Annotated in this window: 19 protein-coding genes and 1 pseudogene; 8 read left to right on the forward strand and 12 right to left on the reverse strand. The window is 63.1% G+C overall.

Annotation, left to right across the window (positions count from 1 at the left end):
* Positions 1 to 56: 56 nt before the first annotated feature.
* The 4 genes from metK to CT676_RS09830 all read left to right on the forward strand — a co-directional run bounded on the left by metK (position 57) and on the right by CT676_RS09830 (position 4,898).
* On the forward strand, positions 57 to 1,253 hold the full coding sequence (metK, locus tag CT676_RS09815) for a methionine adenosyltransferase (protein ID WP_135214500.1): 1,197 nt from the start codon (positions 57 to 59) through the stop codon (positions 1,251 to 1,253).
* Positions 1,254 to 1,378: 125 nt separating this feature from the next.
* A complete protein-coding gene (gene ahcY, locus CT676_RS09820; RefSeq protein WP_063982186.1) occupies positions 1,379 to 2,800 on the forward strand; it encodes an adenosylhomocysteinase in 1,422 nt (473 codons plus the stop codon).
* Positions 2,801 to 2,962: 162 nt separating this feature from the next.
* Positions 2,963 to 3,382, forward strand: coding sequence for a nuclear transport factor 2 family protein (locus tag CT676_RS09825; protein ID WP_135214501.1), 420 nt, complete (start codon positions 2,963 to 2,965; stop codon positions 3,380 to 3,382).
* A 49-nt stretch (positions 3,383 to 3,431) separates the two neighbouring features.
* Entirely contained in the window at positions 3,432 to 4,898 is a 1,467-nt protein-coding gene (locus tag CT676_RS09830; RefSeq protein ID WP_135214502.1) for an NAD(P)/FAD-dependent oxidoreductase, read from the forward strand.
* Here the strand turns inward: CT676_RS09830 and CT676_RS09835 are convergent, their stop codons facing one another.
* The 3 genes and pseudogenes from CT676_RS09835 to CT676_RS09845 all read right to left on the reverse strand — a co-directional run bounded on the left by CT676_RS09835 (position 4,899) and on the right by CT676_RS09845 (position 7,153).
* Entirely contained in the window at positions 4,899 to 6,158 is a 1,260-nt protein-coding gene (locus CT676_RS09835) for a YbfB/YjiJ family MFS transporter (RefSeq protein ID WP_167768005.1), read from the reverse strand.
* A 32-nt stretch (positions 6,159 to 6,190) separates the two neighbouring features.
* A pseudogene (locus CT676_RS09840) lies at positions 6,191 to 6,427 on the reverse strand (4-oxalocrotonate tautomerase family protein).
* 15 nt (positions 6,428 to 6,442) lie between these two features.
* Positions 6,443 to 7,153: an SDR family oxidoreductase gene (locus CT676_RS09845; protein ID WP_135214504.1), complete on the reverse strand. Its 711-nt coding sequence runs from the start codon at positions 7,151 to 7,153 to the stop codon at positions 6,443 to 6,445.
* A gap of 213 nt (positions 7,154 to 7,366) precedes the next feature.
* Here CT676_RS09845 and CT676_RS09850 point away from each other — a divergent pair, with 213 nt between their 5' ends.
* From CT676_RS09850 to CT676_RS09860, 3 genes are all read left to right on the forward strand, one after another.
* Complete coding sequence (locus CT676_RS09850; protein ID WP_135214505.1) at positions 7,367 to 8,290, forward strand: LysR family transcriptional regulator; 924 nt, start codon at positions 7,367 to 7,369, stop codon at positions 8,288 to 8,290.
* Positions 8,291 to 8,443: 153 nt separating this feature from the next.
* The gene (locus CT676_RS43940) at positions 8,444 to 8,599 is read left to right on the forward strand and encodes a hypothetical protein (protein ID WP_167768006.1); all 156 of its coding nucleotides are present in this window, start codon (positions 8,444 to 8,446) and stop codon (positions 8,597 to 8,599) included.
* Positions 8,600 to 9,093: 494 nt separating this feature from the next.
* Positions 9,094 to 10,023: an aspartyl/asparaginyl beta-hydroxylase domain-containing protein gene (locus CT676_RS09860; protein WP_135214506.1), complete on the forward strand. Its 930-nt coding sequence runs from the start codon at positions 9,094 to 9,096 to the stop codon at positions 10,021 to 10,023.
* Positions 10,024 to 10,179: 156 nt separating this feature from the next.
* On the opposite strand, the gene CT676_RS09865 is transcribed toward CT676_RS09860, so the two are convergent.
* From CT676_RS09865 to CT676_RS09890, 6 genes are all read right to left on the reverse strand, one after another.
* Positions 10,180 to 10,761, reverse strand: a complete 582-nt coding sequence (locus CT676_RS09865) for a DsrE family protein (RefSeq protein WP_135214507.1) — start codon at positions 10,759 to 10,761, stop codon at positions 10,180 to 10,182.
* A 26-nt stretch (positions 10,762 to 10,787) separates the two neighbouring features.
* Positions 10,788 to 11,417 (reverse strand): hypothetical protein, encoded by a 630-nt coding sequence (locus CT676_RS09870; RefSeq protein ID WP_135214508.1) that lies wholly within the window; start codon positions 11,415 to 11,417, stop codon positions 10,788 to 10,790.
* Complete coding sequence (locus CT676_RS09875) at positions 11,414 to 12,436, reverse strand: TAXI family TRAP transporter solute-binding subunit (protein ID WP_244623145.1); 1,023 nt, start codon at positions 12,434 to 12,436, stop codon at positions 11,414 to 11,416. Before CT676_RS09875 ends, CT676_RS09870 begins: the two co-directional genes overlap by 4 nt.
* Positions 12,437 to 12,529: 93 nt before the next feature.
* Positions 12,530 to 14,596, reverse strand: coding sequence for a hypothetical protein (locus CT676_RS09880; protein WP_135214509.1), 2,067 nt, complete (start codon positions 14,594 to 14,596; stop codon positions 12,530 to 12,532).
* Between the two features lie 427 nt (positions 14,597 to 15,023).
* A complete protein-coding gene (locus tag CT676_RS09885) occupies positions 15,024 to 15,851 on the reverse strand; it encodes a molybdenum storage protein subunit alpha (RefSeq protein ID WP_135214510.1) in 828 nt (275 codons plus the stop codon).
* Positions 15,852 to 15,864: 13 nt separating this feature from the next.
* Positions 15,865 to 16,677, reverse strand: coding sequence for a uridine kinase (locus CT676_RS09890; protein WP_135214511.1), 813 nt, complete (start codon positions 16,675 to 16,677; stop codon positions 15,865 to 15,867).
* Positions 16,678 to 16,808: 131 nt separating this feature from the next.
* On the opposite strand from CT676_RS09890, the gene CT676_RS09895 reads away from it, so the two are divergent.
* Positions 16,809 to 17,267: a nuclear transport factor 2 family protein gene (locus CT676_RS09895; RefSeq protein ID WP_135214512.1), complete on the forward strand. Its 459-nt coding sequence runs from the start codon at positions 16,809 to 16,811 to the stop codon at positions 17,265 to 17,267.
* A 57-nt stretch (positions 17,268 to 17,324) separates the two neighbouring features.
* Here the strand turns inward: CT676_RS09895 and CT676_RS09900 are convergent, their stop codons facing one another.
* From CT676_RS09900 to galE, 3 genes are all read right to left on the reverse strand, one after another.
* Positions 17,325 to 18,026, reverse strand: coding sequence for a fumarylacetoacetate hydrolase family protein (locus tag CT676_RS09900; RefSeq protein WP_071912070.1), 702 nt, complete (start codon positions 18,024 to 18,026; stop codon positions 17,325 to 17,327).
* Positions 18,027 to 18,064: 38 nt separating this feature from the next.
* On the reverse strand, positions 18,065 to 19,867 hold the full coding sequence (locus CT676_RS09905) for an ABC transporter ATP-binding protein (RefSeq protein WP_135214513.1): 1,803 nt from the start codon (positions 19,865 to 19,867) through the stop codon (positions 18,065 to 18,067).
* Positions 19,868 to 19,985: 118 nt separating this feature from the next.
* Complete coding sequence (galE, locus tag CT676_RS09910) at positions 19,986 to 20,999, reverse strand: UDP-glucose 4-epimerase GalE (RefSeq protein WP_028153516.1); 1,014 nt, start codon at positions 20,997 to 20,999, stop codon at positions 19,986 to 19,988.
* Between the last annotated feature and the right edge of the window lie 48 nt (positions 21,000 to 21,047).

The following is a 21,047-nucleotide window of genomic DNA, read 5'->3' on the forward strand; positions in this document are numbered from 1 at the left end:
CCAAGGTTAAACATCGCAAACGCCCGCCAGGTTAACGGCGGAACAAGGGGTTACTGATGCGCGCGTCCTATCTCTTCACCAGCGAATCCGTGTCCGAGGGTCATCCCGACAAGGTTTGTGACCGGATCTCCGATGAAATCGTTGATCTGTTCTACCGCGAAGGGCCGAAGGCCGGCATCGATCCGTGGCAGATCCGCGCGGCCTGCGAGACGCTGGCGACCACCAACAAGGTGGTGATCGCTGGTGAGACCCGCGGTCCCGCATCCGTCACCAACGACCAGATCGAGAGCGTTGTGCGCGCCGCGATCAAGGACATCGGCTACGAGCAGGACGGCTTCCACTGGGAGAAGGCCGACATCGAGATCCTGCTGCATCCGCAGTCGGCCGACATCGCGCAAGGCGTCGATGCGCTGCAGCCGGGTGAGGTCAAGGAAGAGGGCGCAGGCGACCAGGGCATCATGTTCGGTTACGCCACCAACGAGACGCCTGACCTGATGCCGGCGCCGATATTCTATGCCCACAAGATCCTGCGTCTCATCTCGGAAGCGCGTCACTCCGGTCGCGAGAAGGTGCTGGGTCCGGACTCCAAGAGCCAGGTCACCGTGCAGTACGAGAACGGCAAGCCGGTCGGCGTGCGCGAGATCGTCGTGTCGCACCAGCATCTGGTCGAGGACATCTCGTCGAAGCAGATCCGCGACATCGTCGAGCCGTATGTCCGCGAGGCGCTCCCGAAGGACTGGATCACGTCGAAGACCATCTGGCACATCAATCCGACCGGCAAGTTCTACATCGGCGGTCCGGACGGCGATTCCGGCCTGACCGGCCGCAAGATCATCGTCGACACCTATGGTGGCGCGGCCCCGCATGGCGGCGGTGCGTTCTCCGGCAAGGATCCGACCAAGGTCGACCGTTCGGCGGCTTACGCGGCGCGCTACGTCGCCAAGAACATCGTCGCGGCCGGTCTCGCCGATCGCTGCACCCTCCAGATCGCCTACGCCATCGGCGTCGCGCGTCCGCTGTCGATCTACATCGACACCCACGGCACCGGTAAGGTGTCGGAGGACCAGCTCGAGAAGGCCGCCGCCAAAGCGATGGATCTCACTCCACGCGGCATCCGCAGCCATCTCGACCTCAACCGTCCGATCTACGCGCGCACCTCGGCCTACGGCCATTTCGGCCGCACGCCCGACAACGAGGGTGGCTTCTCCTGGGAGAAGACCGACCTGGTCGAAGCGCTCAAGCGCGCAGTCTAAGTACCAACGTCATTCCGGGGCGCCGCGACAGCGGCGAACCCGGGATCCTTATCCATCATGTCGAGATTTCGGGGCGCCCCTCCAGGGCGACCCGGAACGACCAATTCAACAACAGGACCTCCGCTATGAATGCGAAGCCCGGCTTCACCGACTACATCGTCAAGGACATTTCGCTGGCCGACTTCGGCCGCAAGGAACTCTCGCTGGCCGAGACCGAGATGCCGGGCCTGATGGCCACCCGCGAGGAGTTCGGCCCGAAGCAGCCGCTGAAGGGCGCGCGCATCGCCGGCTCGCTGCACATGACGATCCAGACCGGCGTGCTGATCGAGACGCTGGCAGCCCTCGGCGCCGACATTCGCTGGGTCTCCTGCAACATCTACTCGACCCAGGACCACGCCGCCGCGGCGATCGCCGCCGCCGGCATTCCCGTCTTTGCCGTCAAGGGCGAGACGCTGGCCGAATACTGGGATTACACCGCCAAGCTGTTCGACTGGCACGGCGGCGGTCACCCGAACATGATCCTCGATGACGGCGGCGACGCCACCATGTACGTCCATCTCGGTCTGCGCGCCGAGAACGGCGACACCGCGTTCCTTGACAAGCCCGGCTCCGAGGAAGAGGAAGTCTTCTTCGCGCTCCTGAAGAAGCAGCTCAAGGAGAAGCCGAAGGGCTACTTCGCCGAGATCGCCAAGAGCATCAAGGGCGTTTCCGAAGAGACCACCACGGGCGTGCATCGTCTCTATGACATGCAGAAGGCCGGCACGCTGCTGTGGCCGGCGATCAACGTCAACGACAGCGTCACCAAGTCGAAGTTCGACAACCTCTATGGTTGCCGTGAATCGCTGGTCGACGGCATCCGTCGCGGCACCGACGTGATGATGTCGGGCAAGGTCGCGATGGTCGCGGGCTTCGGCGACGTCGGCAAGGGCTCGGCCGCCTCGCTGCGCCAAGCCGGCTGCCGCGTGATGGTGTCGGAAGTCGATCCGATCTGCGCGCTCCAGGCCGCGATGGAAGGCTACGAGGTCGTGACCATGGAAGACGCCGCGCCCCGCGCCGACATCTTCGTCACCGCGACCGGCAACAAGGACATCATCACGATCGAGCACATGCGCGCGATGAAGGATCGCGCCATCGTCTGCAACATCGGCCACTTCGACAACGAGATCCAGATCGCGGGTCTGCGTAACCTGAAGTGGACCAACATCAAGCCGCAGGTCGACGAGATCGAATTCCCCGACAAGCACCGCATCATCATGCTGTCGGAAGGCCGCCTCGTGAACCTCGGCAACGCGATGGGCCATCCGTCCTTCGTGATGTCGGCCTCCTTCACCAACCAGACGCTGGCGCAGATCGAGCTGTTCGCCAACAACAAGGACGGCAAGTACAAGAAGGAAGTCTACGTGCTGCCGAAGTCGCTGGACGAGAAGGTCGCGCGCCTGCACCTCGCCAAGATCGGCGTCAAGCTCACCGAGCTGCGCAAGGACCAGGCCGACTACATCGGCGTGAAGCAGGAAGGTCCGTACAAGTCGGACCACTACCGCTACTGAGATCGCATCCAGCTGCGACACGAAGGCCCCGGAGCGATCCGGGGCCTTTTTTGTAGACTCATTGTGCTACGCTCGGAGGTAGAGCCAGAACAAGCCCGCCACTTCTGAAGCGGGTGGCCGCGTTTCCCACGTTCATTGTCAAATGCATATGGAGGGAATGCGATGTCCAGCGAAGCCAACGTTCAGTTGCTCAAAGAAGCCTATCGTCGGTGGAACGACAGCAAGGGCGGCAGCGTCGACTATTGGTTCGACAGCGTCATCGGCCCGCAGATCAAATTCGACTCGCTTCCGCAGGGGGCTCCGGCCGTGCCCTTTGCCAAGTGTTATGACAACCGCGCGCAGCTGCGTGGCTATTTCGACGGTCTGCTGGCTGACTGGAGCATGCAGTACTACACGATGAATGAATACGTCGCGCAGGGCGACGTTGTTTTCGCGCGCGGCTCATGTGCCTGGACCAACAAGAGGACCGGGAAGATCGCTGAGACCCCGAAGGTCGATTTCTGGCGTTTCAAGGATGGCAAGGCAGTGGAATTCTACGAGTATTTCGACACAGCCCTTGTCTACGGCGCTGCCACCGCCTGACGGTTGCAATTCGGCACGGCGTCGCCCATCCTGTGCCGGGGAGAACGCCATGGCTAAAGCCGCAGAACATTTCGACGTGCTCATCGTCGGTGCCGGCCTGTCCGGCATTGGCGCGGGCTATCATCTTCAGAGCAAGTGCCCGGACAAGAGCTACGTCATCCTCGAAGGCCGCGACTGTATCGGCGGCACCTGGGACCTGTTCCGCTATCCCGGCGTCCGCTCCGACAGCGACATGTTCACGCTCGGCTATTCCTTCAAGCCGTGGACCGATCCGAAGGCGATCGCCGACGGGCCGCAGATCTTGAATTACGTGCGCGAGACAGCAGCCGAGAACGGCACCGAGAAGCACATCCGCTTCCGTCATCGCGTCAAGCGCGCGGCGTGGTCGACGCAGGAGGCGCGCTGGACCGTCGAGGTCGAGCGCATCACGGGCGAGGGCGCAACCGAGCTCGTGCGCTTCACCTGCAATTTCCTGTTCATGTGCTCGGGCTATTACAAATACGAGGCGGGCTATACGCCGGAGTTCGCGGGCGTGGCGGATTTCGCCGGCCGCATCGTGCATCCGCAGAAATGGACCGAGGACATCGACTACGCGGGAAAACGCGTCGTCGTGATCGGCTCGGGTGCGACCGCGGTGACACTGGTGCCTGAGCTCGCCAAGAATGCGGCGCAGGTCACCATGCTCCAGCGCTCGCCGACCTATGTGGTGTCGCGTCCTGCGCAGGACCCCGTTGCCAACAAATTGCGCCGCAATCTGCCGACGCGGCTTGCCTATCATGTCATCCGCTGGCGCAACGTGATGTGGGAGATGTTCTTCTTCCAGCTCAGCCGGCGCCGGCCTGCCAAGGTGAAGGAGCTGGTGCTCAAGGGCGTGCAGATGGCGCTCGGCCCCGACTACGACGTCGCGACTCATTTCACGCCGCGCTACAATCCCTGGGACCAGCGGCTCTGCCTCGTGCCCGACGGCGATCTGTTCAAGGCGATCCGCGAGCAGCGCGCCGCCGTCGTCACCAACGAGATCGACACCTTTACGCGCGACGGCATTCGCCTGAAGGACGGCAGCGAGCTTGCGGCCGACATCATTGTCACCGCGACGGGGCTGGTGCTTCAGGTCGTCGGCGGTCTCGAGGTAAGTGTCGACGGCCGCGCCGTCGATTTCGCCAACACGCTGACCTACAAGGGCATGATGTATGCCGACGTGCCGAACATGGCGTCGGCCTTCGGCTACACCAACGCGTCCTGGACTCTGAAGTGCGATCTCACCTGCGAATATGTCTGCCGTCTCATCAACTACATGGACCGGCACAATTTCCGTCAGTGCATGCCGCACAATGACGACCCTGAAATCACCGCGCAGCCGTCGCTCGATTTCACCTCGGGCTATGTGCAGCGCTCGGTCGCGAAGATGCCGAAGCAGGGCTCGAAGCAGCCGTGGCGGCTGTACCAGAACTACGCGCTCGACATCGTCTCCTTGCGCTTCGGCAAGATCGACGACGGCGTGATGCAGTATTCCTGATCACGCAGCCGCCCGCTTTAATGCCTTGCGCGTGGTGAGCGCGAGCCCAAGATCGATCGCAAGCGCGAGCACCACGGCGGCGCCGCCAAGTCCGAACAGGACCAGATAGTCGCCGCCGGTCTGCGCGTAGATCCAGGAGAAGCCGTAGGCTGCCGCCGCCTGGAACATCGCAAAGCTGGTGGTGGCGTGGCTCCATGTCGCGCGCTGCTGCTCGGTCGAGTGCGGCACGAGCTCATGAATGCGCCCGAGCACTAGCGGTACGATACCGGGTGTGAAGCCGCCGACCACGACGCTCGACACGATCAGCGAAACCGGCGCGGTGCTGACGGTGGGCAGCAGCACGGCGGCCGCCTCGATCAGGAAGGCCGCGCGCAAGGCCGGTCCAAATCCCGAGCGGTCACCGAGATGGCCGGTGACGAGCGGGCCGACGATGGCGCCGAGACCGTACAGCACCCAGTAGCGCGAGCCCGCGGCAATGCCCTGGCCGAGGCCACGCGCCACGAAGTCGACGATGAAGACCATGTGCGGCACCAGGGCCACCGCGTTGAGGCCATACTGGACCAGAAGCGCGCGGACGGCGGGCGAGGCCTGATGGGACTTCGCGTGATGCGAAGGCGCGGCATCGCTCCTGGCCTCCGCAGGCCAGTTCCACCAGCTCGCGAGTGTGAGCACGGCGGAGAGCACGCCGAGGCCATACCAGCTCTGCTGCAAGCCCTGTTGAAGGAGCAACGGCACCAGCGTACCCGATGCTGCGACGCCAAGGCCGACGCCGGCAAAGATCACGCCGCCGACGATGCCGCGCCTCGCGGCCGATACGTGCGGCAGAATGACGGAGGCCGCCAGCACCATGATGATTCCGCCGGTGAGGCCCGACAGAAAGCGCCAGGCGAAAAACCAGGTGAACGACACCGGATAAGAGCTCGCGAAGAAGGAGAGGGTGGCAAGCAGCATCATCGCCCGCAGCGCGCGGACTGCGCCGACGCGGTTGGCCAGGGCGCGTGCCGCGAGCGCGCCGGCGAGATAACCGGCGAGGTTGGCAGCGCCGAGATAAACGACGTCGGATGCGCTGAACCACTTTGCCGCGATCAGCGCCGGGATCAGCGGCGTGTAGGAAAAGCGGGCGAGGCCAAGCCCGACCAGTGATGCGGACAATCCCGCCACGGCGTACCGCCAAGCCTGCCGCGAAGTCGATTGCGATTCCGATCCCGACCGCTGATGTGGCCGGGCGTGGTGCCCAGTGTTTGCATTGAGTTCGGTCATGTCATCCTCCTGCGCACACAATGGCGCGCGGATCATCCAGTCTTTGCGGCGCGGCGGCGCCGGAAGTCCTGCACGGGCAGGCCACCCCAGCCCCAATTGTCGGTGTCGACTTCCTAGATCACGACGAAGGTGGACTCGAGCGGCTTGCCGAGCACGTTGAGCAGCAACTGGCTCGATCCCTTGATCAGCGCGGCCTTCTGCTCCGCTGTGAGCGACGCCGCTCCCGGCGTCGTTCGTTCGCGGGTCACTTGAATGGTGACGATCGGCATGGTCTTTCTCCGCGCTCAGTGGCCGGCGCTCTGGCCGCCGTCGACGTGCAGGATCTCGCCGGTGACGAAGGAGGCACTCTCGAGATAGAGCACGGCGCCAACGATGTCGGACATCTCGCCCATGTGGCCGACCGGATGCAGCGCGCCGAGCTGGGCATGCGTCGCAACGGTATGCATCGGCGACTTGATGATGCCGGGCGCGACCGCGTTCACGCGGATGCCACGCTTGGCGTATTCGATCGCAAGCGACTTGGTCGCTGCATTCAGTCCGCCCTTGCTCAGCGAGGCCAGCACCGACGGCACGTTCGAATTGGCCTGATCGGCCAGCGTGGTCGTGATCTGAACGACGTGACCCGAACCCTGCTGCTCCATCTCCGCAATGGCGAGCTGCGTGATGTGGAAGAAGCCCGCGACGTTGGTGCCCATCACCGCCGCATAGTCCTCGGCCGTGTACTGCGTGAACGGCTTTGCGACGAAGATGCCGGCATTGTTGACCAGCGTGTCGACCCGGCCAAAGCGCGCGACTGCCTGCGAGACCACGCGTTCGGCGGTGGCGCGGTCCGCGATGTCGCCGGGAACGGCGAGGATGTCATCGTCTCCCGACGGCTTGATGGAGCGCGCCGTTGCGACGACGCGATAGTTGCGATCGCGAAAGCCCTGGACCAGGGCGGCGCCGATACCCTGCGATGCACCGGTGATGATGGCGACCTTCTGCTCGATACCCATGACGGACTCCTGTTGTTGGCTTTCAGAACCTGCGCCAGCAGCGGCTGGCTTGCGTGATGAGGTACGCCGCGGCGGCCCGGCTGCGAATACACGTTGTCCGGCAGACACTGTTACGTGGCGCGAACGAATGCCGGACCGGCCTTTGGCGGCGGTTGTCGCGGCGGGGGCGAACGCTTAGCTTGTCACTGGAATTTGATGGGGCGACGGGTAGGCATGGATCGTCTGGATGCGATGAAGGTGTTCGTCCTTGCGGTGGACGAGGGCAGCTTGGCCGCTGCAGGGCGCAAGCTCGGCCGCTCGCCGGCGGCGGTCAGCCGCGCCATCGCCTTCCTCGAGGAGCGGGTCGGCGCCGAGCTGCTGCACCGGACGACGCGATCGATCAAGCTGAGCGAGGAGGGCGAGCGCTATGTTGCGATCTGCCGTCGCGTGCTCACCGAGCTGGAGGAGGCCGACGACATCGTGGCCGGACCGCGCACGGCGCCCCGCGGCCTGGTCACGATAACTGCCCCCGTGGTGTCGGGCGAGATGGTGCTGCGGCCGATCCTCGACGCATTTCTCGATGCCTATCCGACGGTGTCGGCAAAGCTCCTGCTGTTCGATCGTTCGGTCAATCTGATCGAGGAGGGCGTCGACATCGCGCTTCGCATCGGACCTCTCGCGGATTCGGCGATGGTGGCGATGCGGGTCGGCGAGATCAGCCGCGTCGTCGTCGCAGCGCCGCGCTATCTGAAGCAGCACCCGCGCATCGCTGAACCCGGCGATCTCGCTAAGCACCAGATCGTGGCGATGGCGCACCTGCCCAATTCCTGGACCTTTGCGCCACCGGCCGGCTCATCGGCAGCCAGGACAGTCCAGTTCACGCCGCGGCTCGTCGTCAACAGCACCTATGCGGCGGTGGCGTCAGCGGTCGCCGGGCGCGGCGTGGCGCGGATGTATTCGTATCAGGTGGCCGAGCAGGTCGGGCGCGGCGAGCTCGAGATCGTGCTGGCCGGCGATGAGGATCCGGAGATGCCCGCGCATTTGATCTGCCCGCAGGGCCGGCTCGCGGTGCCCAAGGTACGGGCCTTCACCGACTTCGCCGTGCCCCGGCTGAAGAAGCACTTTGCGCAGCTCAAGAAGAGCCTCGGTGCACGCTAGACATTGCGGCCGCACAGCGACTGCCAATGAGTTGTTTTGCGTATACGGCCGCCGGGCTGAAGCGGCGATGTTTCCAGAACGGTTAACGCCGATTTAACGGATGAGTCCTAGCCTGTCTGGGCCGGGGTTACTCGCAAGGCCGAGGTGAGCCCAATGGAAGCCCAGAAGATTGCGGTCGACGCCGTCGTCGCGCTGACCGATTGCGACCGCGACGCCGTCATCGCCTTCATCCGCCGGCTCTATCTCGCCGGTGTCACCGACCCCAAGCGCCTCACCTTCAAGGGGCTCCAGGCGCTGTCGCGGGTGTGACCGGCACGCGCCCAATCGAACCTACTTTGCCCCGGTCGGAGTGAGGCCTCCGAGATGCCGGCCCCAAGCGCGCCCATGCGCTGGCATGCAAAGCTGAGTATGTCCGGATCGGGCGGGGTGATGCGCTTACCGGCTTCGACCTCGCAGGCAAATGTCTGCCCGACCCGCAGCCACTGGCCGCGTTGCGGCGAAGTGCCTTGGCCGTTTAGGGATGCGGATATTCCAAGCAGAAACAACGCGAGCGCGGAGTCCGCCAACGAGCGCCATATCCCCAAGACGCACCCTGACTTTCCAACCCTGGAACCAGGATAGCATGCCGCTGACCGACCGCAACGCGGGGATTGGTGGCGCGTCAGCCAAATTGTGCGCAGCACGGCTGGGGACGTCCCAATCACAACCCGCGGAACAGCCTCAGGATGCACGCCAATATCTTGCAGCTCGGGCCGGGTCGGAGTAGATCACGTTCCCGGCTGGGTCACTCGGGATTTGGGGAAATGCTGAAACAGCTTTTTGCGCCGCAACTTGTCGTTCTCTATGTGCTTGCGGCATCGACGATCTACGTTCACTTCCGCGGCAAGCAGCGACTGCGCTTCGCGCGCCAGCTCGGCGATCACTCGACCTATCTCGCGCCCTACAATGTGCTGATGTATGCGGGCTCGGCCGTGCCGAACAAGCCGGTGATCCCGGTCGAGCAGTTTCCCGAGCTGAAGCCGCTCAGCGAGAATTGGGAGACCATTCGCGACGAGGCGGTACGCCTGTTCGACGAAGGTTTCATTCGCGCAGCGGCGAAGAACAACGACTGGGGCTTCTACTCGTTCTTCAAGAGCGGCTGGAAGCGGTTTTACCTGAAATGGTACGACGACTTCCTGCCATCGGCGCGCACGTTGTGCCCGAAGACGGTGGAGTTGCTCAACGCGATCCCGAGCGTGCACGGCGCGATGTTTGCGATGCTGCCGCCGGGCGGCAAGCTCGGGGCGCACCGCGATCCCTTCGCGGGCTCGCTGCGCTACCACCTTGGGCTCGTCACGCCGAACTCGAACAAGTGCCGCATCCTGGTCGACGGCGTCGAATGCGTCTGGCGCGACGGCGAGGCTTTCATGTTCGACGAGACCTTCATCCACAGCGCCGAGAATGCGACCGACGTCAACCGCATCATCCTATTCTGCGACGTCGAGCGCCCGATGAAGTACGGCTTCATGACCGCGATCAACCGGTGGGTCAGCCATCACATCGTCAAGGCATCGGCGACCCAGAACGTGGATGGCGAGAGTGTCGGCGTGCTCAACAAGGTCTTCGGCAAGCTCTACGAGATCCACCTTGGCAGCCGCAAGGTCAAGGAGTGGAACCGCAACGTCTACTACACGCTGAAATATTCGCTGACCGCGTTGGTCCTGGGCCTGATCGTGATGTCGGCGTTGCGGTGATCGTCGCGCCGCGATGAAAAGCCCCGGAGCTGAGCTCCGGAACGCGACAAAAAAGCCAGGCATCAACTCGATGCCCCACATCACGCGAAGACCGGAAGAAGCGACCCACCCAGGTGTTCTTCTCACTCACGCGTAATGCAGGTTCCGGTCCGCATCTCACGGTTTGACGTAGCTCCAACCCTGCTCCTGCCGTTCCATGACGCGGATGACACCGGATTTCACGATCGTTGCCTGGGAAATTAGGTTGATATCTTTGTTCTCGGACTTACGCATATTGTCTTGAGTGTTACCGCAGGCCTTGAAGGAGATTTCCGGATTGCTCAACGCGAGTACCTCGATGCGCGCCTTTACGGGGGAGGTGTCATCGCGCAACATGTGAAGCCCGGGGCCAAATGCGACGACTTCGATCTCCACTCTTTCACCGAGATCGCGATAATATTGCGTGACGTTTGTTGCATTGTTAAGTGCGAGATTCATCGTCGCAGGGTCGTTGGAATTGACCTGCAAGATCAGTCGATGCGGCTTCCCGGCGGGCTCCGCCGGCTTTGTTGCCGGGTCTCGGTGCTCGATTGCCTGATTCTGCCTGTTATATTTATATTGCCTCTTGCTAACCTGGCTCGGCTTATTCGATTGTGCGCTCGCCTGATCGTCCATCTTCGCTTGCGCGGTCGGTGCGATCACGAGCGCCATAACCAAACCTGCGATGGTTGCTGTCGCCAAACGTCCAATTCTGATCATATTGTTTTTCCTTCATTCCATGACTATCAGTGCCTTGGGCTGCTGACGGGATGTGGCCACTTGCACGCCGTCGCGAGTTTTTCTCGCACGACCTTTAATCCGTCGAGCAGAAAATGCCCCTCCCGAGTCGAGCCGGCGCGAGTGGAAAGACGGACAACGATGCTGCCCTCCTCAGGTAACGATTGCAGTAAGCCGACGACGTCGCCCCGGAAGACGGCGCCGTACCCCAATGGCGACGCGGCGGCGGCAAGCTGCACCGGCGGATCCGCATTGACGCGATAGGAGATGGCGTATGCTTCGGCGCTGCGCGGCATCGTTGCTCCCGTGAGCACGAGTTCAGAGCGGCCTCGGCGGCAATGGATAACGAGCTGCATTGCGGCGTCATCCGCGTCGCCGCGCGAGCGTGTGGTGGCAGTTACGATCGGCGAATAGTCAACGGGGGACGTGGTCTCGCTGAGCAGCCAGTTGTCGTAAGGTCCCGACTTGGCAGGCGAGGCAATTTTCCGTGATTGAATCTCTAGGCATTTCAGTCGGGCGGGTTCTTCCACCATTGAACAAGTCCGAAGATTGTCCATCGGATCGTTCGCACTCTGCGCATAGGCGATGCCGCAGGCGAAATTGAGCGTAACGGCTAGAGGAAATACCGCGGACTTCATGGTGGCGCCTGTGCGCTGCGCGCCTTGCGATCCAACCATTCTTGCGCGGGTTGGAAGCGGGTTAGTCCGGGAACGGTCGCTGCGAGATTGATGGACTTCCATTTCTGGTCAAAGCCTGGCGCCTGCAGGCGATCTATCCTGGAAAACAGGTAGTCGACCAGGCGCGCAACGCGTTGATAACGGTTCGACTGCGGTGTCCAATTGAATGAGACAAGCGCGGTTGGCACCGCGATGGTTGACACCCGCTCGCCCTGCTTGATGAGGTTGGGATATTCATTTGCCTCCAACGTCGCAGGCAGGTAGTAGTCCTCAAATCTGCTGTCGTAGTTGACCGGGAGAAATTTAAATCCCGCGTCCCAGCGGCCGCGCACGAAAGCGTCGACAGGTTTTGACGTGATGAACACCACGGCCGCCGTTTCGCCTTTACGCAGTTGTTCCAGCGCGACCTGATGCGGAATGAACGTCTGCTCGACCTGGATGCCAAGGCGGCTGAAGATCAGCGGCCCCGAATAGGCGGCTGCGGTGCCCTGTGTGTTGAAGTTCACTATTTTTCCGGCGAGATCCTGCAGGTTTGTAATCTCCGGTCTTACGAAAATATGCAGCTCGGACGGGAAGAGATTGAGAAGGTACGTTATGTGGCTTCGGATCCCCGGCACTTGAATCTTATACTCTTCGAGCGCATCGGAATTGATAATCGCCGTATCGACGCCGCGCAGATAAAGCAGTGAGTTCAGATTTTCCGTGGCTCCTCGGGTGACGATTGGTATCAAATGCAGATTCGCTCCGTCATCGACGACGCGGGCCATTTCCGCGGCAAGGCGAATTGGCGCTCCCTCCAGCAAGCCGCCAGCCAATCCAACAGTCCAGGCGTTCATTCGATCTTTTTCGGTCTGCTGGGGCTGGGGTAGGGGCCCTCGAGCAGCTGGTCCATTACCCTTGGTGGGGCGCGCTGTCTGTGCTCCCAGACCGGATGGCGAAACCGCCATGGTCGCCAAGACTAGCGCGGCGAGCAGCAGCAACAAGCATGGCCTTGGTAGCGTTTTCATGTCAGCCCCTTCTTGATTGCCAGTTGCAGGCCTCTTCAGCGCTCACAGCGGGTGAACGCAGGTCTTTCAACGACCCAACGCTTCGAGCCGATCCTTGGCCTCGCGAATACCGCCGCTCTGTGCTTTCGCGTAGAGCTCTCGCGCCTTAGCCGCTTCGCCCCGCGTTCCATAGGTGCCCCAGGCCGATAAAACGACGGGATCATACGTCTCCGCGAGCATAAAACGTGCCCGCGCATTGTCGTTCTCCGCGGCACGCTCAAGCACGATCCTCGCCGCCCCGATATTGCCCTGGCCGAGCAAAGCACTCGCGCGTGCGATTAGTCGGGCCGCTTCTGCCTTGTCCTGGTCTGCGGTTACCGGCCGTTCCGCTGCCGCTGCCGCGGTCGGTGTCATCGGCACGATCGGGACTTCAATTGCGCGCTTCGCTGTCACGGGCTCGCCAATGGGGCGTTGCGCAGATGCGGGGGCACGCGCCATGCCATCCATCCTGCTCGGCCCCTGCTGCAAAAGTATTTCGCGCCCCGCGGCCTGTTTCTGGTGCGCCGCCTCCTCTTGGGGGTTGCGCGTAGCGGCAAGTTCGCTTGCGAGCGACGCGACGCGAGCTTGTGCCTCTTCAAGCGCGCGACCCTGTTGCTGAGCGCCGGCCGTTGCAGCCTTCGCCTCGTTGTTTACTTTAATGAGGGCGGCAGACTTTTCCTGCTCCTGCTGCAGAGATTGTCGCAATTCTGCGATCTCGCGTTCCGCCGCCTGTTTCTGCTGCGCGGCGGCCTCGTCGGCCTTGCGCGTAGCGGCAAGTTCGCTCGCAAGCGATGCTGTACGGGCCTTTGCCTCCTCAAGCGCGCGATCCTGTTGTTGAGCGCTGGCCGTCGCAGCCTTCACCTCGTTGTTCATCTTAACGAGGGCGGCAGACTTTTCCTGCTCTTGCTGCAGAGATTTCCTCAGTTCCGCGATCTCGCGTTCCGCGGCCTGTTTCTGCTGCGCGGCGGCCTCGTCGGCCTTGCGTGCAGCGGCAAGTTCGCTCGCAAACGATGCTGTACGGGCCTTTGCCTCCTCAAGCGCGCGACTCTGTTGCTGGGCACTGGCCGTCGCAGCCTCCACCTCGTTGTTCACCTTAACGAGGGCAGCCGACTTTTCCTGCTCCTGCTGCAGAGATTGCCGCAATTCCGCGATCTCGTGTTCCGCCGCCTGCTTCTGCTGCGCGGCGGTTTCGTCGGCCTTGCCCGCTGCAGCAAGTTCGCTCGCGAGCGACGCGACGCGAGCTTGTGCCTCTTCAAGCGCGCGGCTCTGTTGCTGAGCGCTGGCCGTCGCAGCCTTCACCTCGTTGTTCACCTTGACGAGGACGGCAGACTTTTCCTGCTCCTGCTGCAGGGATTGCCGCAGTTCCGCGATCTCGTGTTCCGCCGCCTGTTTCTGCTGCGCGGCGGCCTTGCCCGCTGCGGCAAGTTCGCTCGCGAGTGACGCGACGCGAACTTTTGCTTCTTCGAGCGCGCGACCCTGTTGCTGGTCGCTGGCCGTTGCTGCCTTCACGTCGTTGTTCATCTTAACGAGGGCGGCGGCCTTTTCCTGCTCCTGCTGCAGAGATTTCCTCAGTTCCGCGACCTCGCGTTCCGCCGCCTGTCTCTGCCGCGCGGCCGCCTCGTCCGTCTTGGCCTGTTCTTGTTGTAAGGACTGCCGGAGAACTTCCGCTGTATCTTCCGCTGCCTTTCTTTGCCGTGCCGCATCGTCTTGGGACTTGCTCGACAGGGCCAATGTCGTTTCTAAGTGGCTGCGCAGTTTGGTAAGTTCAATCGTCAGTGCGGCGGAGATTTCTCGCTCTTGGTCCAGAGATCGCCGTAATTCAGCGGGCGGCGTCGTCAACTTGCCTCCCTGTGCGTCGATGTCCGAGGCTTGCTCTTCGAGCACTTGGCGGCCCTGTATTATGCCCGCCGACAATGCCTGTGCCGAGGCTCCGGTGTCCTGCGCGAAGACCGCAGTCGTCTCGCGCTGAATGGGCCTTTGCGAGGCGACTGGCTTTAAATTGTCGGTCGATTTTGAAGCCTCGTGTTCGCTGAATCGGTCGAACACACCGAACTGTGTTGCCGCAACGACGACTGAAACCATCAGACAAGCAGTCAACCATTTTTCCAAACGCATTCGACCGCCTCAAAATAACTAAATCGGATCACACTTGATCGGAATGAGTCCGCCGTTAGGCTTACGCGGCGCCGCAGCAAATCATTAAAATTATGTTAATTGGACAATAATATATTTTAAATTAATATTAAAGCGAAATTAAATGGTGATATTCCAGCTCTAAACGATTGCGTGAGGCCTTCGAGTGCGACCGACCCGTATTGTGTGCCGGGTCCGCTCACCAAGAGCAGATGGAACCTCGATCCCGAGTTTCGGTCGACCCGCAAAGAATTCTATCGGATCGACAGCCGGGCTCTGGATTTGGAGAAGCGCGTCGAAATAACCCGGATCAGGGTGATCGAAGAGCGCTTGTTGCAATGGGTTCTATTGGTTTCGGCGTATTTCACCGAACGCCACAGATATAGATCGTGTGGACCTGGCCGGGACGTCACGCCGGCCGGGCACCCGTGTGGATGATTGACCCCACATGTTGGCCGCGCAGCGCCGCCGCGATGCGGCCCGGCACGAGGCCGTTCACGATCTGCACGTGCGCGATGTGCCGCGCGTTGGCCATCACCTCCAGCAGTGCCGGATCAAACGGCAGCGTGCCCTTGAGTTTCGCAAGCTCGGCAAAGCTCGTCTCCTTCAGCAGCTCCGCCTTCTTGCCGTCGACGCCGTTGGGATCAGTGGTGTGGACGCCGTCAACGTCCTCCACGATCGTGAGGCCCGCGGCTCCCAGCGCGTCGGCGAGCAGGAAGGCGCCGGTGTCGGCCCGATGCAGCGGGATGCGCGAGGTCGGGAATTCATGATGGTGGTAAGGTGGGAAGGCGCTGCCGACGACTGCCCGCGCGGCGGTGAGGTGGATCGCGAGCTGACTCGCAATGGTCGGATGCTCGACATAGGAGACACCTTCCGGCGCGAGCAGGCTCGCCAGGATGTGGCCGTTCTGGCCGGCCTCGCTGGCGGCGAGCGGCGCGAGCGATCCGACCGGCAGGCCGAGGTCGAGGCCGACGCTGTAGAGATGGCGGGCGCGGATGCCGGCGCCGGTCAGGATGAGCAGCCGATGCTCCGGCAGCAGCGCGCGCAGCTCGTCGACGAGCGGCAGGATCGCTTCATGTCCACGATCCATGATGCGGCCGCCGATCTTGATGACCTGCAGCCAGGGCAGCAGCTTGATCGGGCGGTTGCCGGCAACGGGGCGGGTGAGATCGCTGTCGAGCAGGGTCTGGCGCGCGAGCGGCGAAGCGACGTGCTTGATCTGGTTGGTATCAGCCATGACGGTGCTCTCTTCAGCTCGCGGTGATGATGGTGCCGACATGCTCGCCCGCAAGCGCGCGGGTGAGATTGCCAGGGACGAGGCCGTTGATGATCTGCACCTGCCGGACATGGCGCGCCGAGGTGAGGAGATCGAGCACCGGGAACTCGAGAATGGAGTCCTGCAGGCCCTTGGCTTTCATCTCCGCGACAGAGATCTTCGGGATGAAGGTGGCGTTCTTCGACGTCTTCGGGTTCGCGGTGTAGAGGCCGTTCTCGTCCTTCACATAGATCATCGCCTTGCAGCCGAACTGCTCGGCGACGAGGAAGCATCCGGCATCGGTGCGATAGGGCGGGATCACGCCCTCGGCCGCGGGCCGCATCCACAGGCTATAGGGCGGCATGCCGCTGAAGATCACCGCGTTCACTTCGGCGAGGAACAGCGGCACGGACGACAGCCCGGCGCTGGCGACGGCGGAGATGCCGTGCTTGGCAAGCAGCTGTCCGAGCATCGCGGCATTTTGATCGGCAACGGAAGCGCCGAGCTGCGACAGCACGCCGGCCGGCAGGCGAAGTCCGGCTGCGATCGAATACAGATGCCGCGCACGGGTGCCGGCGCCGGTTCCGATCAGGAGCTTGTGGGCTTTGCGAGCGGCGACGATCTCCTCGACGACCGGATAGACCGCGGCCCGGCCGCGATCGATCATGCTCTGGCCGCCGATCTTGATGACGGTTGCGTCCGGCAGGATGCGGAAGTCCGCCGCTTTCTCTGCTGCGGCCACAAGCTGCGGGTCGGTGAGCGAGCGCTGCATCATCAGCCCTTCGAGCTCCGTGATCGTGTTCGACATCCGAGATATCCTCTCGTTTTCTGATGCAGTCTCTGCGGCGGACCCTTCGGCCTCGACCGCGAATCTTGCCGCACACTTCAGTCCATGGCAACAAGGTCGCCGCGATTTAGCGGCCAAACATGGAGCAGGCAATGGCCCCGTTGCCAGTTGCGAACACCGAGATCGTGCAATTCTTTCGTGCGTGGCTGGAAGCCTTCGCTGGCTATGTCCGCGAGGTCGATTACGCTTCGGCGCGGCCGCTCTTTCATCCGGACGTGCTGGCCTTCGGCACGCATAATGATGTCATCCCGGGCCTCGATCAATGGGTCGCGACGCAATGGGACAATGTCTGGCCGAAGACGTCCGACTTCCGCTTCGTCCTTGACCAAACCTCGATCCTGGCATCCCCCGACGGCACGATGGCGACGGTGGTCGCGCCGTGGACGAGCACGGGCTACCATCCCGATGGCAGCGCGTTTCCGCGCCCCGGCCGCGCGACGATGGTGTTTTCAAAAAATGGCGATGGCTGGCTGTGCGTGCATTCCCACATGTCGCTCAATCGCGGTGTGCCGCAGGCGAGCCACGCCAATCGGCCGGTGAAGGCCTGGTAGAAATGCAAAAGGCCCCGGACATGTCCGGGGCCTTTCGATTTCCAGATGTCGTTCAGCCTATTCCGGCTGGCCGATGCTCACCTTCAGCGTGCCGACGCCGTCGACGCCGCATTCAAGTTTGTCGCCCGGCTGGAGCTGCGACACGCCGGCCGGCGTGCCCGTCATGATGATGTCGCCGGCGGCGAGCTTCACCTGCTGCGAGAGCTGCCAGATGATCTCGGGCACGTTCCAGATCAGCTCGGTGAGATCGCCCTTCTGGGCTTCCTTGCCGTTGACGGTCAGCCAGATCTTGCCCTTGGCGGGATGGCCGATCTTCGAGGCCGGCTGCACTGCGGAGCAGGGCGCCGAGCCGTCGAACGACTTGCCGATCTCCCACGGGCGCTCCTTCTTGCGCGAGGCGATCTGGAGGTCGCGGCGGGTCAAGTCGATGCCGACGGCATAGCCGTAGACATGGTCGAGCGCCTTGTCGGCGGGGATGTTGAGGCCGCCGCTCTTCATCGCGACGATCAGCTCGACCTCGTGATGCAAATCCTTGGTCAGCGGCGGATAGGGAATGGTGGCGCCGTCGGGCACCAGCATGTCGGCATGCTTTGCGAAGAAGAACGGCGGCGCGCGCTCGTCGTTACCCATCTCGCGGATGTGCTCGAGATAGTTGCGGCCGACGCACCAGATGCGGCGCACCGGGTAGCGGCCGCTCTCTCCGACGACGGGAAGCGAAGCCTGGGGCGGAAGCGGAATGACGTAGGAGGCGGCGTTCATGGAGCGGTCTCGCTGCTCTTGGTGGGGTGAAGGAAACTCTATGCGGTTGCGCTGATCGGCGCCAGAGCGCCGGCGGAGTGATGCTGCAGGCGGAAGAACGAGGCGTAGCGACCCGAGCGGCGGAGCAGCTCGTCATGCCGGCCCTGCTCGACGATCTCGCCGCCCTCGACCACCAGGATCGCGTCGGCGTGCATGATGGTGTGCAGGCGGTGCGCGATCACGATGGTGGTGCGGTTCTGGCAGAGATGCTCGATCGCCTCCTGTACCTGCCGCTCGGACTCGGAATCGAGCGCGGCGGTGGCTTCATCGAGCAGGATAATCGGCGCGTTCTTGATCAGCGCGCGCGCCACCGCGATGCGCTGGCGCTGGCCACCGGAAAGCTGCGTGCCGTGCTCGCCGACCGGCGTGTCGTAGCCGAGCGGGAAGCTCATGATGAAATCATGCGCGCAGGCGGCTTTCGCAGCATCAACGATTTGCTCTTCGCTCGCGCCGGGCTTGCCGAAGGCGATGTTGCTGCGGATGGTGTCGCGGAACAGATAGACGTCCTGGCCGACATAGGCGGTCTGCGCGCGCAGCGATTTGCGCGAGACCGCGGCGATCGACTGGCAGTCGATCACGATGTCGCCTTGCGCCACCTCGTAGAAACGCAGCAGCAGCCCCAGCACGGTCGACTTGCCGCCGCCGGAGGGGCCGACCAGCGCGGTGACCTTGCCGGGCTCGGCAACGAAGGACATGCGGTTGAGGACGGTCTCGCCAGTCCGGTAGGAGAAGCTGACGTCGCGCAGCTCGATCTTCGCTTCGGACAGCTTCAGCGCCGGCTTGTCGTCGTCGGAATGCTCGCTCGCCGGGCTGTCGACGACCTCGAGCAGCATGCGCGCGCCGACGAGTTGGCTGTTGAGATCGATGTTGAGCCGCGCCAGCCGCTTGGCCGGCTCGGTCGCCATCAGGAACGCGGTCATAAAGGAGAAGAACGCGCCGGGCGTGGCGTTGAGCGCGACCACGCTGTAGCCGCCGTAGAGCAGGCAGCCGGCGACCGCGAAGCCCCCGAGCATCTCCATCAGCGGGTTGGAACGGTTGGCGACGCGGGCCATCTTGTTGGCATTGCGCTCGACGATCGCGATGTTCTCGTCGATGCGCTTCTGCATGGTGTCTTCGAGCGTGAATGCCTTCACCGTGCGGATGCCCTGGAGCGATTCCTGCATCGTCTCCAAGATGTCTGCGGTGCCGGTGAACTGGTTGAAGGCGAGGCCCTTGATGCGCTTGACCAGCTTGCGCAGCACCAGCATCGCCGGCGGCACCACGACGAGGCCGATGAACGACATCACCGGGTCTTGCCACACCATCACGCCGACCATGGCGAGCAGCATCAACAAGTCGCGCCCGACGGCGTTGACCAGCATGTTGAGCACGTCGGTGATGGATTTGGCGCCGGCGGTCAGCCGCGCCAGGAATTCAGACGAATGCCGTTCGGAGAAGAAGCCGACGCTCTCGCGCATCAGCTTGGCGAACAGCTGGCGCTGGTTGGTGGCGAGGATCGCGTTGGAGATCTTGGTCAGGATCACCATGTGGCCGTAGGTCGCCACGCCCTTGATGAACAGCAGGATCACCGTGATGCCCGAGAACATCGCGATGCCCGGGATGTTCTTGTCGACATAGGCCTGGTTGATGACCTGGCCGAGCACGTAGGTCGCGCCCGCGGTCGATCCGGCGGCAAGCGCCATCAGCGCGAAGGCGACGAGGTAACGCCGCCAGTAGATGATCCCCTGTTCCGTGACCAGGCGGCGAATCAGGATTGCCGCCGTATAGGGATCGTCGGTGATTTTCTTTGGAAACTGGGCCATCCGGTGTCCATTGACGGGGCAAGGAAAAGCCTGCCCGCGCGTCAGGGATCGAAGGGCCTCTGTGCCCGCTAAAGCCGCGCTTTTCAAGCCCAATTAAGGGCTTGCGCTGGGATGGAATCTAGGCCGAGACGGCGTGGCGGAGCTCGCCATGGCGCTCGCGGAACAGCTTGTCCTCCCAGGCCAGCGCGTGGGCCGCGATGGTCTCGAGGTCGTCGTATTGCGGCTTCCAGTCGAGCAGGCCGCGGATGCGGCTGGTGTCGGCAACCATGGTCATGATGTCGCCAGGCCGGCGTGGGGCGTATTGCACGGCGAAGCTGCGGCCCGAAACCCGGCGCACGGCGTCGATCGTCTCCAGCACCGAATAGCCGCGGCCATAGCCGCAATTGAGCGTCGTCGAGGCGCCGCCATTGCGCAGGTAAGCGAGTGCCGAGCGGTGCGCCTGCGAAAGGTCCGAGACGTGGATGAAGTCGCGGATGCAGCTGCCGTCCTGGGTCGGGTAGTCGGTGCCGAACACGTCGATCTTGGCGCGCTGGCCGGTCGCGGCCTCGACCGCGATCTTGAGCAGATGCGTGGCGCCGACGGTGGCCAGCCCAATGCGCGCCTGCGGATCGGCACCCGCAACGTTGAAATAGCGCAAGGTCACGTATTGCATGCCGTAGGCGGCGGCGACGTCGTGCAGCATGATCTCGGTCATCAGCTTCGACGAGCCGTAGGGCGACAGCGGCCGCGTCGGCGCGTGCTCCGGCACCGGTACCAGGTCCGGATTGCCGTAGACGGCCGCGGTCGAGGAGAAGATGAAACGGCTGATGCCGCGCTTGACCGCGACGTTGAGCAAATTGCGCGCGGTCATGAAGTTGTTGCGGTAGTAGCCGAGCGGATCGCGCATCGACTCCGGCACGACGACGGAGCCCGCGAAATGGATGATGCTCTCGATGTTGTGCTGGGCGATCACGCCCTCGACCAGGTTCTCGTCGCCCGCGTCGCCGATGAACAGCGGCACGCCCTCGGGCAGATAGGCCGAGAAACCGGTGGAGAGATCGTCGATCACGACGACGTCCTCGCCGGCTTCCGCCAGCGCCAGGACCGTGTGACTTCCGATATAGCCGGCGCCGCCGGTGACTAGCACAGTCATGATCTCACCCGTCTTCGATCAACGCGCCAAGTTAACGTTTGCGCGGTG

Origin of the sequence: Bradyrhizobium sp. MOS001 (genome assembly GCF_004634465.1) — a bacterium.
GTDB lineage: Bacteria > Pseudomonadota > Alphaproteobacteria > Rhizobiales > Xanthobacteraceae > Bradyrhizobium > Bradyrhizobium barranii.

Excerpts from the sequence above, each read along its gene's own strand:
- metK (WP_135214500.1), top strand. The coding sequence starts at position 57 with ATGCGCGCGTCCTATCTCTTCACCAGCGAATCCGTGTCCGAGGGTCAT.
- ahcY (WP_063982186.1), top strand. The coding sequence starts at position 1,379 with ATGAATGCGAAGCCCGGCTTCACCGACTACATCGTCAAGGACATTTCG.
- CT676_RS09825 (WP_135214501.1), top strand. The coding sequence starts at position 2,963 with ATGTCCAGCGAAGCCAACGTTCAGTTGCTCAAAGAAGCCTATCGTCGG.
- CT676_RS09830 (WP_135214502.1), top strand. The coding sequence starts at position 3,432 with ATGGCTAAAGCCGCAGAACATTTCGACGTGCTCATCGTCGGTGCCGGC.
- CT676_RS09835 (WP_167768005.1), bottom strand. The coding sequence starts at position 6,158 with ATGACCGAACTCAATGCAAACACTGGGCACCACGCCCGGCCACATCAG.
- CT676_RS09845 (WP_135214504.1), bottom strand. The coding sequence starts at position 7,153 with ATGGGTATCGAGCAGAAGGTCGCCATCATCACCGGTGCATCGCAGGGT.
- CT676_RS09850 (WP_135214505.1), top strand. The coding sequence starts at position 7,367 with ATGGATCGTCTGGATGCGATGAAGGTGTTCGTCCTTGCGGTGGACGAG.
- CT676_RS43940 (WP_167768006.1), top strand. The coding sequence starts at position 8,444 with ATGGAAGCCCAGAAGATTGCGGTCGACGCCGTCGTCGCGCTGACCGAT.
- CT676_RS09860 (WP_135214506.1), top strand. The coding sequence starts at position 9,094 with ATGCTGAAACAGCTTTTTGCGCCGCAACTTGTCGTTCTCTATGTGCTT.
- CT676_RS09865 (WP_135214507.1), bottom strand. The coding sequence starts at position 10,761 with ATGATCAGAATTGGACGTTTGGCGACAGCAACCATCGCAGGTTTGGTT.
- CT676_RS09870 (WP_135214508.1), bottom strand. The coding sequence starts at position 11,417 with ATGAAGTCCGCGGTATTTCCTCTAGCCGTTACGCTCAATTTCGCCTGC.
- CT676_RS09880 (WP_135214509.1), bottom strand. The coding sequence starts at position 14,596 with ATGCGTTTGGAAAAATGGTTGACTGCTTGTCTGATGGTTTCAGTCGTC.
- CT676_RS09885 (WP_135214510.1), bottom strand. The coding sequence starts at position 15,851 with ATGGCTGATACCAACCAGATCAAGCACGTCGCTTCGCCGCTCGCGCGC.
- CT676_RS09890 (WP_135214511.1), bottom strand. The coding sequence starts at position 16,677 with ATGTCGAACACGATCACGGAGCTCGAAGGGCTGATGATGCAGCGCTCG.
- CT676_RS09895 (WP_135214512.1), top strand. The coding sequence starts at position 16,809 with ATGGCCCCGTTGCCAGTTGCGAACACCGAGATCGTGCAATTCTTTCGT.
- CT676_RS09900 (WP_071912070.1), bottom strand. The coding sequence starts at position 18,026 with ATGAACGCCGCCTCCTACGTCATTCCGCTTCCGCCCCAGGCTTCGCTT.
- CT676_RS09905 (WP_135214513.1), bottom strand. The coding sequence starts at position 19,867 with ATGGCCCAGTTTCCAAAGAAAATCACCGACGATCCCTATACGGCGGCA.
- galE (WP_028153516.1), bottom strand. The coding sequence starts at position 20,999 with ATGACTGTGCTAGTCACCGGCGGCGCCGGCTATATCGGAAGTCACACG.